This is a genomic window from Erwinia sp. TECH1 (genome assembly GCF_054057575.1).
This window is the reverse complement of sequence record NZ_JBSRZK010000001.1, coordinates 4,506,548-4,520,746: the sequence shown is the minus strand read 5'-3', so window position 1 is coordinate 4,520,746 and position 14,199 is coordinate 4,506,548. Positions and strand designations below refer to the sequence as shown.

At 55.8% G+C, this 14,199-nt stretch carries 9 protein-coding genes; 6 read left to right on the top strand and 3 right to left on the bottom strand.

Annotated features, from left to right (window positions below; all coding sequences use genetic code 11):
• The first annotated feature begins 103 nt into the window (after positions 1 to 103).
• From ACVWZ0_RS21230 to ACVWZ0_RS21220, 3 genes are all read left to right on the top strand, one after another.
• Positions 104 to 3,589 (top strand): autotransporter outer membrane beta-barrel domain-containing protein, encoded by a 3,486-nt coding sequence (locus tag ACVWZ0_RS21230; RefSeq protein ID WP_253457357.1) that lies wholly within the window; start codon positions 104 to 106, stop codon positions 3,587 to 3,589.
• A gap of 129 nt (positions 3,590 to 3,718) precedes the next feature.
• Positions 3,719 to 5,851 carry a TonB-dependent siderophore receptor gene (locus ACVWZ0_RS21225; RefSeq protein ID WP_253457360.1) on the top strand — a complete coding sequence of 711 codons (2,133 nt, stop codon included), beginning with the start codon at positions 3,719 to 3,721 and terminating at the stop codon, positions 5,849 to 5,851.
• Between the two features lie 17 nt (positions 5,852 to 5,868).
• Positions 5,869 to 6,975 carry an ABC transporter substrate-binding protein gene (locus ACVWZ0_RS21220; protein ID WP_253457363.1) on the top strand — a complete coding sequence of 369 codons (1,107 nt, stop codon included), beginning with the start codon at positions 5,869 to 5,871 and terminating at the stop codon, positions 6,973 to 6,975.
• A gap of 58 nt (positions 6,976 to 7,033) precedes the next feature.
• Here the strand turns inward: ACVWZ0_RS21220 and proP are convergent, their stop codons facing one another.
• Positions 7,034 to 8,539, bottom strand: a complete 1,506-nt coding sequence (gene proP / locus ACVWZ0_RS21215; protein ID WP_253457366.1) for a glycine betaine/L-proline transporter ProP — start codon at positions 8,537 to 8,539, stop codon at positions 7,034 to 7,036.
• Positions 8,540 to 8,957: 418 nt separating this feature from the next.
• Here proP and ACVWZ0_RS21210 point away from each other — a divergent pair, with 418 nt between their 5' ends.
• Positions 8,958 to 9,431, top strand: a complete 474-nt coding sequence (locus ACVWZ0_RS21210) for a hypothetical protein (protein ID WP_253457368.1) — start codon at positions 8,958 to 8,960, stop codon at positions 9,429 to 9,431.
• A 58-nt stretch (positions 9,432 to 9,489) separates the two neighbouring features.
• Here the strand turns inward: ACVWZ0_RS21210 and ACVWZ0_RS21205 are convergent, their stop codons facing one another.
• Positions 9,490 to 11,058, bottom strand: a complete 1,569-nt coding sequence (locus ACVWZ0_RS21205; protein WP_253457371.1) for an EAL domain-containing protein — start codon at positions 11,056 to 11,058, stop codon at positions 9,490 to 9,492.
• A gap of 204 nt (positions 11,059 to 11,262) precedes the next feature.
• Between ACVWZ0_RS21205 and ACVWZ0_RS21200 the strand changes: the two genes are divergently transcribed.
• Together ACVWZ0_RS21200 and ACVWZ0_RS21195 are read left to right on the top strand one after the other, a co-directional pair.
• Positions 11,263 to 12,027, top strand: a complete 765-nt coding sequence (locus tag ACVWZ0_RS21200) for a class II aldolase/adducin family protein (RefSeq protein ID WP_253457374.1) — start codon at positions 11,263 to 11,265, stop codon at positions 12,025 to 12,027.
• Between the two features lie 9 nt (positions 12,028 to 12,036).
• Positions 12,037 to 12,981 carry an ABC transporter substrate-binding protein gene (locus tag ACVWZ0_RS21195; protein ID WP_253457377.1) on the top strand — a complete coding sequence of 315 codons (945 nt, stop codon included), beginning with the start codon at positions 12,037 to 12,039 and terminating at the stop codon, positions 12,979 to 12,981.
• A 3-nt stretch (positions 12,982 to 12,984) separates the two neighbouring features.
• Here ACVWZ0_RS21195 and ACVWZ0_RS21190 read toward each other — a convergent pair whose 3' ends face one another.
• Complete coding sequence (locus ACVWZ0_RS21190; RefSeq protein WP_253457379.1) at positions 12,985 to 14,046, bottom strand: AI-2E family transporter; 1,062 nt, start codon at positions 14,044 to 14,046, stop codon at positions 12,985 to 12,987.
• Positions 14,047 to 14,199 lie beyond the last annotated feature (153 nt).

The following is a 14,199-nucleotide window of genomic DNA, read 5'->3' as shown; positions in this document are numbered from 1 at the left end:
ACTGTCAGCCTTTTTATATAAACCCTCTCCGGCAGACAGCGCCCTCCCTCAGATACGGTAGATGTATTTATAGTTATTATGGATATTAACGAAAGGAAGCATTATGGCTATGATATTAAGGCCTTTTATCCCCGGTATTATGCTGTCTTTACCACTTTACGCTGCGGCGGCTTCGCCGTGGGTTGTCACCGATGGATCCACGCTACAGGTTACTTCCGATTATTCCTCTGTGGAACAAAACGATGTCCCGCTGGTGGTATCGGGTGCGGGCAGCCAGCTTACTACCAACAGCGGCCTGACTTTTACTACTTCGCACGCCGGGACGAGAGGGGCCAGGGTAACCGAACAGGGCAGCCTGAATCTGAATGGCGTGACGTTATCAACCAGCGAAGAAAACTCCACGGCGGTCTATGCTGATTCTGGCACGCTGACCATCACCGACAGCACGATCGCTACACTGGGCAGTCAAAGCCGCGGGATCCGGGCCAAAAACAGTGATGTTACTATTATTAATTCTACGCTTACGACTAACACAATTGACGGCGCTATCGAAGTATCGGGCGGGGTGCTGAAAGCTGAAGGACTAACTATTACTAGTCCTGTTGCCGGCATTGAAGTCTATGCACATGAAGGCGTGTATGGCAACGCCACGCTAAATAATATCCATTTCACGCTGACCGGTGACAAAGCCATTCAGGCTATTTTTGCGCGCAGAGGCCATGTTACCGGCACCAATATCACTATCGATACCGCTTCTGAATACTTTTCGGCTATTGAGATCGGCAACGGTACAAACAGCACGTTGATCTTAAACGACAGCACTATCAATGCGGCCTATGTCGGCATCCGTACATTGGGCGGTCATGCAACCCTAAATAACGTTGATATCACGACAACAGTGAATGATAACAATCATGCGCATAACGCCCTTGAAATAAGCGGGCAGGGCGATAGCGCTACCATTAACGGCGGCACGTTTCAAACCTCTAAGGTCTACTCCCACGGCATTTATATGCCGCTCAGCAGCACTATACTGGACGCCACCGGCGTTAATATCCTCACCCACGGCGGCAGTTCCCATGGGATTATGGCGGGTGGCAAAGTTAATCTGACTGACGCTACGCTACTTACCTCAGGTAGTGGGAGCTACGGTCTTTATGCCACGGTAAGCTATTCTTTTGCAGGAAACGTCACGGGCGACGGGATAACGGTTAATACCTCTGGCGAACAGGGCTACGGCGTGAGGACTGCCCAGGGAGCCATAATAGACCTTAACAACAGCAACATAACGACAAGTAACACCCAGGCGTATGGCGCAGTCGCCTCTGACGCTGGCGTATTGACGCTGACTAATAGCGCTATCACTACGGCCGGCGAGTTTTCAGTTGGCACCTATCTTATTCGCTCCGGCAAATTAACGTTGCACGACACGCAGATAAATACTTCTGGCGACAGTGCTTATGGCATCCTGGCTATGACAAACAGCACCGCAACGCTGGTCAATCCAGCCATTACCACCAGCGGTAAAGAGGCGCATGGCGTTGCCGCTACCGCCAGCAGCGTGGTTACTATTACCGGCGGCGAAATTGTCACTACCGGCGAAGGCACCGGGGGCATCTATGCCGGAAGTGCGGCAACCGTTACCGCCGCTAACGTCGCCGTTACCGCTTCCGGGAACAACGCGTTTGGTTTAATTGCCAACCTTGGCAATATAGAAATGACCGACAGCACCATCGCCAATACGGGAACGGCTACAGCATCAAAAGGACCGCAGGCGGCCGGGCTGTACGCGAACATCTATTCCGATACCCTGAGCAGCGCAGTCACGCTGAATAACACAACGCTGCGTAGCGAAGCGGGAAGCGGCGTGCTGGTTAAAGGCTCCGCGCTGGATCTGACGCTCAGCAACGGTAGCCTTGTTTATGGCGGCAACGGTACGGCGCTCAGCGCTGGCGCAAACGTTAATGACAAAGGCGAGGTTTTTCTTTCGACGGTGAACGTGACGGCGAACGGCGCCTCGCAGCTGCTGGGCGATGTTATCGTCAGCGACGACAGCCTCGTTAACCTGAAGCTGAACGACGGCTCCATGCTGAGCGGGGCGACGCAAAACGTTAATCAGCTAATCCTCAACAGCGCCAGCAGCTGGCTGGTAACGGCCGATTCCAACCTGAACACGCTGACGATGGACGGCGCCTCGGTGGTGTTCAATAACGCTTCGGGCTTCAGCTCGCTCGCCGTGAAAGGCGATCTGGCCGGCTCCGGTTCGTTTGCGTTTAATACCCAATTGGGCGGCGACGATTCACCCAGCGACAGGCTGCTGGTAAACGGCAACGCTTCGGGCAGCTATGATGTCAGCGTCAACAACAAAGGCGGCACGGGCGCGCTGACCCACAGCGGTATTCTGCTGGTGCGCGTGGAAGGCGATGCTGATGCCGCGACCTTTGATCAGAAAAACGCCGTGGTGGCCGGTAATTATCAGTACTTCCTGAATAAAATCGGTGACAAGGACTGGTACCTGCAATCTTCGCTGACGCCCGTTCCGCCACCGGATGACGCCGCAGAGATCGATGAGGATCCCATTATTCCTGATGTGCCGGATACGGATGAGGTTGTTGAGCCGGATACGGATAAGAGCGACGAAACAGGTAATGACGTGGCGGCGCCAGAGCCGGAAGTTATTGCTTACCGCCCGGAAACAGCAGGTTACCTTATCGCGCCTTATCTGAATTCGACCTACGGATTTGACACCATCGGTACCTGGCACGAACGCCTCGGCGCTTACCAGGGCGGCACGGCCTGGGCGCGAGTCTCAGGCCGTCACGACAGGTATGCAGCCGGACGCTTTGCTTTCAACGTGAATACCACTTTCGTCCAGCTGGGCGGCGATGTCGTCACGCGTCAGTTTGCCGACGGCTGGCATCTGACGGCTGGCCCGATGATGACGCTTGGCCATCAGCGCAGTAACAACAAAGACACCGCGCGCAGCCTGAGGTCGGAACTGTCCGTTGACGTGGGTAAAGTGACCACCAACGCTTACGGCATCGGCGGCTATCTGACGGCATGGAACGACAGCGGCGCTTATCTGGATAACGTTGTGCAGCTCACGCGCTACAGCAACGAGTTCTCCAGCCTGACCCGCGCCAAAATGGACAGCTACGGCGTCGTCGCCTCGGTGGAAACCGGTATCCCGCTGACTTTAGGCGACCGGTTCAGGCTGGAACCCCAGCTACAGGCGATGGGCCAGTACATGAACATCAGCCAGACCTATTCCAGCGGCGTTAAGCTGAAGGATCAGAACCTGATGGTCGCCCGGCTGCGCGAAGGTCTGCGGTTCTATTACGATAATCCCGTGCTGAAGCCTTACCTACAGGCAGACGTGGTGCAGTTTCTGGGCCACACGCCGGGCGTTGATATGAATAACGAAACAATGCGGCCGGACGTACGTCGTGGCTACTGGCAGGCGGGCGCCGGTGTCAGCAGCCAGCTGAATCCGCACTTCAGCGTGTATGCTCAGGTAAAATATGCCCACAGCTTTGGGCCGGGTACGGAAGGCTATACCGGCAACATGGGGATACGTTACAAGTTCTGACCGCTTCAGCGGTTGCTGAAAGGGCCTGCGGGCCCTTTTTTGTTGCGCCAGACGGCTTTTTGAAATTGCTAACGGTAATGAAAATTATTATCATCCGCAGCAATTATAACTCTACCTGCGCGCTTATTGATGAAAACACCTTTCGCTCTTCCTTTTGCCGTTGGGCATTTTACCGGGAAAATTCCCCTGCTGTTACCTGGCTTACTGTTCAGCACGGCCGCGCTGGCAGCGGGCACCGCAAAAGATCCGACGCTGACCGTGACCGCCGACGGCACCGGCGAGCCAGGCAGCTACAGCCAGGATACCGCGAGCGCGGCCAGCAAAATGCCGCTGCCGCGAAATGAAACGCCGCAGTCCGTCAGCGTGGTTACGCCGCAGGTGATAGAAGATTACCAGGTGAAAAGCGTGAACGACGCCATGAAGTTCGTCAGCGGCGTCAGCCAGGGCAACACGCTGGGCGCTATTGAGGACGGTTTCGTCAAGCGCGGCTTCGGCAGCAACTCTGACGGCTCGATCTTTATCGACGGCGTACGCAGCAACCAGGGGCTGTCGATGGACAGCACCATCGATCATGTGGAAGTGCTGAAAGGCTCGGCCTCGCTACTGTACGGCATTCAGAATCCTGGCGGCATTATCAACCTGGTCAGCAAAAAGCCGCAGTATGAATGGCACACGCATCTTGCCGGCGAAACCACCAGCGTCGGCGGCGGCGCGGGCAGCGTGGACATCACCGGGCCGCTGGGCGACGGCTTTGCCTTTCGCCTGATTGCCGAGCGCCAGCGCGAGGATTACTGGCGTAATTTTGGCGCTAATGAACATACGCTGCTGTCGCCATCGCTGAGCTGGTATGGCGAAAAAGCCGCTTTCAACATCAGCTATACCGAATATAAGTTTGATATTCCGGTCGATCGCGGCACCGCGTTTATCAATAAAAAACCGGTAAATATCCCCTATAACCAGCGTCTGGACGACAGTGCCAACCACGCCTGGGGGAAAAACAAGCGCCTGAATATCAGCTACGCCTACAGCCTGGATGAAACCTGGGAAACCCATCTCAACTACGCCTGGATGCAGCGTCGCTACGACAGTAACGAAGTCCGCGCTACGGCGGTCAACGCCGCCACCGGCATTGTCTCTCGCCGCGCGGACGCGAACCGCGGCTTCAATCACCAGACCACTTATCTTGCCTGGGACATAGGCGGCAGCCCGCAGATTTGGGGCATGCAGCACGATATTATGCTGGGCGTTGACTACGAGCAGAATGAAACCTACAAGGCCTGGTCCTATCGCGGCAAGGTGTCAAAAACCTTCAACATGTACGATCCGATCTATGGCGAAGAGCCGCCGATCAACGCCAGCACGGTGGCCGATGCGCAGAGCAATCTGCGCACCAACCTTTACAGCCGTTCGCTGTTTGCCAAAGACAGTATCCATCTGACCGATAAATGGATAGCGGTAGCGGGCGCCCGCTATCAGCGCTACACCCAAACCGCCAGCAGCGGCTGGGCCGATCCGCAGAGCACGCTCAACGATCGCGGCGATGCTTTTCTGCCGCAGGCGGGGCTGGTGTATAAGGCGCGGCCCGATCTTTCACTCTACGGCAGCTACAGCAAATCGTTTACCCCTTCAACACAAACCGATGACGACGGCAACGTCGCCTCGACGGAAAAAGGCACGACTTATGAAGTGGGCGCAAAGTGGCAAATGCTGCCCGCTGTGTCCGCCACGCTGGCGCTGTATCGCATTGACGAGAAGGATATGTCGGTGTTAATCAACGGCAGTACGCGCAACATTCCTGAGGCGCGCTCTACCGGCGCGGAGGTGGAGATCAACGGTGAGCTGGCGCCGGACTGGAACATGATAGCCACCTATAGCCACGATAAAACGGAAATCGTTGAGGATGACGTTAATCCGGCTAACGAGGGCAATCGGCTGGTCAACGCGCCAACCAACAGCGGCAGTCTCTATCTGACGCACGCCATGCGTTTCTCCTGGCTACAGGGCGAGGTGCGCGTCGGCGGCGGCGGGCGCTACGTCGGTTCCCGCGCGGGCGACCCGGAAAACAGCTTCACGATGCCGGACTATACGGTGGCGGACGCTTTCGCCGCCTGGGACAGCAAGCTGGTGGGCAAACATACTCAGCTGAAGATCAACGTCAACAACCTGTTTGATAAAGCGTATTACGGATCCAGCGGCGGCAACCTGCGTGTTAGCGAAGGCGCCCCGCGTGAAATCGTGGTTTCCGCGTCCGTTGATTTCTGATCGTAATGGGAAACCTCATGAAAAAATGGCCTATCCTGCTGCTGCTGTTAGCCTGCAGCGCGCCGCAGGCAAAAATGCTTACCGATATTTTGCAGCGCAAGGTCACGGTGCCGGACAATCCGCAGCGCATCGTACTGGGCGAAGGACGGCTGCTCTATACGCTGGCGCTGGTGGAACAGGGCAACCCGCTGCGGCGCGTGGCGGGCTGGCCTGGCGATCTGCCGCATTACGATCGGCAGACCTGGGCACGCTACAGCGCCGCTTTCCCCGCCATCAAAAAAATTCCCCTGATTGGCGGTGCTAATCCGGGCCAGCTCAGCGTGGAAAAAATCATCGCGCTGCGGCCGGATTTGGTGATCCTGCCGCTTTACGCCAAAAAGCCTGCGGCGCAGGACAGCACGCTGATGCAGCTGGACGCGGCGGCCATTCCGGTTATCTACGTCGATACGCGGGTAGATCCGCTGAAAAATACCGTACCGAGCCTGAAAATTTTGGGTGAGGCGCTGGGTGACCAGCAGAAAGCGCAGCGCTTTATCGCCTTCTATCAACGGCATATGGCGCTAATTCATGACCGGCTGCGTCAGGCGGCTCCAGTCAGGCCACGCGTGATGCTGCAACTGCATATAGGGCGGCGGGAAGTGTGCTGTACCACGGTGGGACACGGCAATCTGGCCGATCTGCTGGCGTATGCGGGCGGCGACAATATTGCGGCCGGTCAGTTTAGCAGCGTATTTGGTCAGCTAAGCGCGGAGGCGGTGCTGGCTGCCCGTCCCGATTTCTTTCTGGCAACCGGCCTGGGCGATGCGCAGCAGCCGCATCGGCTACAGCTTGGCCCGCAGGTCGCGCCGGCCACGGCAAAGCAAAGTTTTTCGCAGGCGCTGGCGAGCGAGCGGGTTATCGCCCAGCTGGCGGCCATTCGTCAGGGCCGAACCTTAGCCGTGTGGCACAATTTTTATCTGAGCCCGTGGCATCTGCTGGCGGTCGAGGTTATTGCTAAAACGCTGCATCCGCAGCTGTTCCACGATCTGGAACCGGCCGACACGCTGCGTGAAATGAACGAGGAATTTTTGCCGCTGCCGGAAACCGGCACCTACTGGACAAGCGGCGAAAAAAGCGGAAGGTGAAAGAAAAAGCCCGCGGCTGCGGGCTTTTAAACTGACTTGCTAATGCAAACCTGTAGGCTTACTCGTTAATGCGGGGATGCTGGTTAATCAGATGCTTACGCTTCTCTTCCAGCTCGGCGATCTGCTCGCTAATATCTTCGATCTTGCTCTCGATATTGTCGTGATGCTCCTGCAGCAGCTCTCTTGCCTCGGCAATATCAGAGGCGGCAGGCGTTGCACCACGCAGCGGCATATTGGCCGTTTCCTTCATCATGATACCGGTAATCAGACCCACAACCGCTACCACCATCAGATAGTAGGCTGGCATATACAGGTTGGCGGTGTATTCCACCAGCCACGCCGCCAGCGTTGGCGTCAGGCCCGCTACCAGAATAGATATATTGAAGGCGCTGGCCAGCGCGCTGTAGCGAATATGGGTAGGGAACATCGCTGGCAGCGACGAAGCCATTACGCCCGTAAAGCAGTTCAGGATCACCGCCAACAGCAACAGACCGGCGAAAATCAGGCCCATCACGTTACTGTTAATCAGCATAAAGCACGGGATCGCCAGCAGCAGCAGCGCAATACTGCCGATAATCACAAACGGGCGACGGCCGAACTTATCGCTCATCAGGCCCATAACCGGCTGCACGAACAGCATACCAATCATAATCGCGATAATAATCATTACGCCGTGATCTTCGGAGTAGTGAAGGTTATGCGACAGGTAGCTGGGCATATAGGTCAGCAGCATGTAGTAGGTGACGTTGGTAGACAGCACCAGACCGATACAGGCCAGCAGGCTTTTCCAGTGTTTGGTAGCGATGTCCTTAAACGACACTTTCGGGCCGTCGGCCAGACCTTCGCGATCGCCCTGTTCCAGTTTCTCAACGTGCTGCTGGAACGCAGGCGTTTCTTCCAGCGCGTTACGCAGATAGATGCCGATCAGGCCCAGCGGCAGCGCCACGAAGAACGGAATACGCCAGCCCCAGTCAAGGAAATTCGCTTCGCCGACCACGGTAGAAATCAGCACCACCAGGCCTGCGCCTGTCACAAAGCCGACGATAGAACCGAAGTCCAGCCAGCTGCCCATAAAGCCGCGCTTGCGGTCAGGCGAGTATTCGGCCACAAAAATAGAGGCACCGGTATATTCGCCGCCTACCGAGAAGCCCTGCGCCATTTTACACAGCAGCAGCAGGATGGGCGCCCAGATGCCGATAGAGGCATGAGAAGGTATCAGGCCGATACAGAAAGTACTGACCGACATAATGACAATGGTAATGGAAAGGATTTTCTGACGACCATACTTATCGCCCAGCGCGCCAAAGAACAGGCCGCCAAGCGGGCGGATCAGGAAAGGAACGGAGAAGGTCGCCAGCGCGGCAATCATCTGCACGCCAGGATCGGCGCCGGGGAAAAATACCTGGCCCAGCGCATAGGCGACAAAGCCGTATACCCCAAAGTCAAACCACTCCATAGCGTTACCGAGCGACGCTGCGGTAATGGCTTTGCGTAACCTGGCATCATCAATGATCGTTACGTCTTTTAAGCCAATCGGCTTAACACGCTTCCTACGTAGCTTCATATAAAGCACCCTGTAATTGACTGTTTCCCGGAAAAATCTTCCGCTCCGCTCGCGCCGTCGCAGCGGGAAAGCAGAGCGAATAGCGTACGGGCTTTCGCCCTGTCGACGGAGATAAGTAGCAAATTTGTTCGTTCGTTAACAAATATCCGTCTGCTTTCAGTATATCGTTTCTGCGCTGTGTAACATAATTTCTACCTGAAATTAGATTATGTAACCAGCGGTTAACGGACGCAACCGCGCCCTCGACGCAGCCGAAAACGCCAGAAAAATTCACGGCGAAGGCCAGCCAGGTGAGGGGGAATAAGAAGACATTGCCCACTTTTTTATAATGAGATTAAGTCAGGCTACCTGCCAATATTAGTATTGCGCCTGCTGGCTCGATCGGTAATACTGCCGTTCGCAGTCTTGCGGGGGGGTAATGAATAATAAAAAACACGTTCATTTTAAAAACTATTGGCTGGAAAGCACAGAAGCTAATTTAAAATTCTTCCGGCCTCAGCAAACTTTTCTCCTTAATAACGGTAGGGTTTATTCACAAAAACAGATAAAGCCTGAGAGTGGAGAAATTACAGACAAAACAGGGTCTGAAGAACGCGCTTTGCTAATGGCTAAGTGGCCAGGCTTGATGCGAATGAAAGTTATTCAATGTATTGATAACATTAGGTTTATATTAAAGTATCGCTTCCTGAAATATCAGCGAAAAAGCTATTGGGATATATATCAGGAGCACCAGCAGGTTTCGTCTCAAATTATCACAATGCTGGCCAGGATTAATGAACGGACGAAAGCCCGGTACGAAGAGGCAGGGATAACCCATAGCGAACAAAAAACGTTCCCCGAAGACGACGCCGTCAGGATTGCATTGCGGGCGGCGCTAAAGCTACGTAAATGAAATTGAAAATCGTTACGCTTTTCCGCCGTCGGCGTTAATTCAGCCTGTACCCGACTATTTAAACCAGCGGGCGTTGACCTTCCTGCTGCATCCAGGACATAAATAGCCGGTTGTCCATTGGGCGGGCGTAATAATATCCCTGAATAAATACTACTCCGCGCGCCTGCAGATAATGAAGCTGAGTGGCGTTTTCTACGCCCTCCGCCACAATCTTCAGCCCCAGCTTGTGGCTTAGCGTGATGATGGCATCCAGCACCGGCGCTTCGCCCGTGGTTGATTCGATGGCATTGACGAAGCCGCGGTCGATTTTCAGGTAATCCAGCGGGAAGGTTTGCAGATAAGAGAGCGAGCAGTGGCCGGTGCCAAAGTCATCAATGGCGATATGGATACCTTCATTACGCAGCAGCTGGAGCTTTTGCACAACGTCTTCTCCGTCGGAAAGCAGGCTGCGCTCGGTCAGTTCCAGCGTGATATCCGGTCGATGTATCGCCATGCCACGAGCAAAATAGCGGATATCCCCGACAAAATCGTCGTGCTGGACGTGCGCGGCGGCCACGTTAAGCGCCAGACGGAAATCCGGCGGCAGGCTCCACTGTTTGGCATCCTCCAGCACCAGCTCCATCAGATGGCGGGTCAAAGGTATGATCATCTCTTCCGCTTCCGCCGCGGTGATAAACATATCTGGCCTTACCCAGTGGCCGTCGGGCCGCTGCCAGCGCATCAGCACTTCAGCGCCGCTGGCTTTACCTGTAACCATATGATAAACAGGCTGATAATTAACGGAGAATTCGCGATGCAGTATGGCTTTCCGCAGCTGGTCGCGGGGAGAAAGCTTACGTTTCAGCCAGTTGTTGGTCACGGTCATCAACAGCAGCGACAGGATCAGCGCCATCGGCACGAAGGTAAACAGACCCTGACGCCAGGTAAAGGCAATATCGCTGGCGGGCGAGGTCACCTCGACGCCGATAGGGTAGCGGCTGGAACGTTCGCTGAGCGTCACGGGCTGGAGCAGTCCTGACGGCTGATTGCCGTTCGCGCCGCTGCGCAAGGCGAAGCCGCCACCGAACTGTAGCCGGATACTGTTATGCTGGCTTTTGCCGACCGCGCTCATCACATCCAGCAAATACTGGCCGTCAACGATCACAAAAGCGCCGGAATGCGCGGGCATATCGTGTATAAAAATCACGGCGGGCCTGTCTCTCACCGCCCAGGTTTGGCTTAACGAAAGCATCCACTTCGCTTTTCGATCCGTCGGCGGCTGACGCTGAATAACGGTAGCGATATTGTTATGTATCCCGTCGAATGCGGAAGAGCAGGTTATGCGACCCTCACGCATAACGCCTATTGAGCGAAAATAGGGGGACAGCGCCGCATACTTTCTCAGCTCGTCATTGATCTCTTCGCAGGGTCTTTTCGGAAACGCCTGAAGTTCGTCAAGGGTATCCCAGGCCCGGTCGCCGATTGCTTCGGCATGCGCCAGCAGCATACCCGCCGTCGCCGCCTGCTGGCGCTTAACGATCTGTCTGGCGTCGATAAAAGTAAAGATCAGACAAAGGAGCAGCGGCACTATGCCAGCGACCGCCAGCAGCACGCCTCTTTTTTCACTGCTTCTTTTCGGCCGATCCATTCATTGTCCTCTGTTAGCGGCATCCCTGCGCCGCCTGAAAAGGTAAAGGTAGCATGGCGCGGAAAAAAAAATCAGGTGCGCCGTCGCTTAGCTAATTTTATGCAATTTATTCTCAGATTGATCGTTTCCGCCATACGTTTCTTCTGTGTCAGGATGCCCTGGCCCGGCTTCGGGCTTCCATCACGCTGTATTCAGGAGGATTTTATGAGTGGCGCACTGCATTCCGCCGAATCGCTTCGCGCGCGTATTACCGACGCGGAGTGGCAGGCTCGCGTCAAACTGGCCCAGTGTTACCAGCTGGCCGCGCGGCTGCGCTGGACCGATCATATCTACACCCACTTTTCGCTGCGGGTGCCGGGCGACAAGCCGCATTTCCTGATCAACGCTTACGGACAAACCTTCGACGAAATTGCGCCGGAAACGCTGGTAAAAGTCGATCTGGACGGCGAAATCATTGACGATCCTGTCGGCTCAGGCATCAACCCGGCTGGCTACGTTATCCACAGCGCTATTCACCGCGCCCGCCCGCATACGCACGCCGTTCTGCATACCCATACGGCGGCGGGCATTGGCGTGGCGGCGCAGAAAAACGGTCTGCTGATGATTTCGCAGCACAGTATGCGTTTTTACCGCAGGCTGGCCTATCACGATTACGAAGGCATCGCGCTGGATCTGGATGAACAGCAGCGTATCGTCGCCGACCTGGGCGATCTGAACGCGCTGATCCTGCGTAATCATGGCCTGCTGACCTGCGGTGAAAATCTGGAAGAGGCCTTCTACAACCTTTATTACCTGGAAAGAGCGTGCGTGGCGCAGTTGGCGGCCCAGTCTGGCGGCGCAGAGCTGAGCATTGTGCCCGACAGCGTGGCCGAAAAAGCCGCGCGGGTTTTTGATAACGGCATAAAAAATAAAAAGTATCTGCTGCACTGGGATGCCTATATTCGTCAGCTGGCGCGTAACGCGCTTTAAGGAAAAAAGATGAAAGCGGGAAAAAGCGCGCTGGCGCTGCTGCTGGGCATAAGCCTGATAGCCAGTGCGGCAAAAGCGGAAAAAGCGATGCTGGTACTGGGCGACCAGGCGCGGAATCTACGGTCGCTGGTGGAGGCTTCCGGCGTAATGAAAGACGCGCCTTATGACTACCGTTGGGCCAACTTTCAGGGCGCCGCGCCGCTGTTTGAAGCCCAGCGGGCTGGCGCAGTGGATACCTCTTACGCGGGCGACCTGCCGGTGCTGATGGCGGCCTCGGGCGGCGTCGATCTGAAAATTATCGCCACCAACGTGGGCGACAGCGCGAGCAATGGACTGATCGTACCCGCTGATTCACCGCTGCACAGCGTCAGGGATCTGGCCGGAAAAACGGTGGTGGTCTCCTCCGCGCGCGGCAGCATCTCGCAGCATTTGCTCTATGAAGCGCTGGAAGAGGCCGGAGTGCCGCAAACGGCGGTTTCCGTACGCTTTGTTCTGCCGACCGACGCCAGCGCCGCCTTTAATTCCGGCCAAATTGCCGCCTGGGCCACTTTCGATCCCTATCTGGGCATTGCTGAACAGCACGGCGCGCGGCTGCTGCGCGACAGCAAAGGGCTGACCACCTCGCTCTCATTTGTCACCGCTACCGGCAGCTCGCTAAAAGATCCGCAAAAGCGGTTGGCTATCGCCGATTTCGCGCGCCGACTGGTGCAGGCTCGCGCCTGGGGGATAGCGCATCCGGTTGAGTATAATAAGGTTTATTCGTCGCTGACTCGTCTGCCGCCGGAAGTGTCGAAAGGCATTACCGGCCGTATTTCTCATGGCATACGGCCGGTTACGGCAGAGGATATCGCTAAAGTTCAGCAGGTTGCCGATCTCTTCTCCTCGCTGGCTATCTTGCCCAACAAGGTTGAGGTGCGGGCAATAACCGATACCAGCGTCTTTGACGCGCGCTGACGACTATTTTTGCAGTTTGGGTTTTGCCGTCCTCGGCGGCCTGCCGTTGCCCAGCAGGATCGCCAGTTTACTGCCGCCCGGCGTGGTCTCCATCAGGATTTTACACACGCTGGTGAGCGGTACGGAGAGCAGCATTCCTACCGGCCCCAGCAGCCAGCCCCAGAAAATCAGCGACAGGAACACAACCAGGCTGGAAAGCCCCAGTCCTTTTCCCATCACGCGCGGCTCCAGCATATTGCCAAACACCATATGGATCGCGCTGAAAAGCGCTGCGACCAATGCCGCTTCATACACGCCGTTTAGCAGCAGCGCCTGTAGCGTGGGCGGAATACCGGCAATAATAGGGCCGATATTGGGAATATAGTTTAAAACGAACGCCACTACGCCCCACATTAGCGCGAACTGCACATCCAGCAGCATCAGCACCAGCCAGACGGAAAACCCGGTAATCAGGCTAATCAGCGTTTTCAGCGCCAGGTAATGGGTAACGCCTTTCAGCGCTTTATGCAGCCCGGCGATGCGAATTTTAGGATTGATCAGCGCGAAACGCAGCTTGTAGGGCAGGTGATGCACTTCAAACAGCATAAACACCACTGTCATAATCAGCAGCACCAGGTTGGTCAGCGCGCCGGAAAACTGGCTGAGGATCAGCGTCGCCATGCCCATAATGGCGTTGGGATCGAGCCGCGCCGCCAGGCTGTTGGTAGAAAGATTAATATGAAAAGGCGCGGCAATGTGTTGAAGCTGCGCCAGCCTTTGCGTCATTTGCTGCTGAAGCTGCGGATAAACGGTAGAGAACTCATCCGCCGAACCGGCAATCATCGCCACCAGCAGCCCAAATGCAACCAGCACCGCCGCGATCACCAGGCTGATAGCCATACCGCGCCGGACGCCGCGCCGCATCAGGATGGTAACCAGCGGGTTTAAAATAATGGCCAGAAACAGGGCCAGTAAAAAGGGAACCAGGATAGCCGATGCCGCCTTGATGCCGGCTAAAACCACGACCAGCGTCGCCATTTTTAGCAGCATATTCTGCCCCATCTTCTCCTGCTGTGGTGCGTTCATTCCTTCTCCTTCAGGCTTTTTGTGATTAAGTGTAGCGACTGTTTTCCGGCAGGCTTCTGATTTCAGGAAAGGTCTCAGAACCGGGATATTTTGTTCAACGTAGAGCAGGATACGTCAGCAATAGCTGGTCTGGCTGCAGGCCGTGTTAAAAAT

Bases quoted from the DNA above. Each gene is read 5' to 3' on its own strand.
- ACVWZ0_RS21230 (WP_253457357.1), top strand. From the start codon at position 104: ATGGCTATGATATTAAGGCCTTTTATCCCCGGTATTATGCTGTCTTTA.
- ACVWZ0_RS21225 (WP_253457360.1), top strand. From the start codon at position 3,719: ATGAAAACACCTTTCGCTCTTCCTTTTGCCGTTGGGCATTTTACCGGG.
- ACVWZ0_RS21220 (WP_253457363.1), top strand. From the start codon at position 5,869: ATGAAAAAATGGCCTATCCTGCTGCTGCTGTTAGCCTGCAGCGCGCCG.
- proP (WP_253457366.1), bottom strand. From the start codon at position 8,539: ATGAAGCTACGTAGGAAGCGTGTTAAGCCGATTGGCTTAAAAGACGTA.
- ACVWZ0_RS21210 (WP_253457368.1), top strand. From the start codon at position 8,958: ATGAATAATAAAAAACACGTTCATTTTAAAAACTATTGGCTGGAAAGC.
- ACVWZ0_RS21205 (WP_253457371.1), bottom strand. From the start codon at position 11,058: ATGGATCGGCCGAAAAGAAGCAGTGAAAAAAGAGGCGTGCTGCTGGCG.
- ACVWZ0_RS21200 (WP_253457374.1), top strand. From the start codon at position 11,263: ATGAGTGGCGCACTGCATTCCGCCGAATCGCTTCGCGCGCGTATTACC.
- ACVWZ0_RS21195 (WP_253457377.1), top strand. From the start codon at position 12,037: ATGAAAGCGGGAAAAAGCGCGCTGGCGCTGCTGCTGGGCATAAGCCTG.
- ACVWZ0_RS21190 (WP_253457379.1), bottom strand. From the start codon at position 14,046: ATGAACGCACCACAGCAGGAGAAGATGGGGCAGAATATGCTGCTAAAA.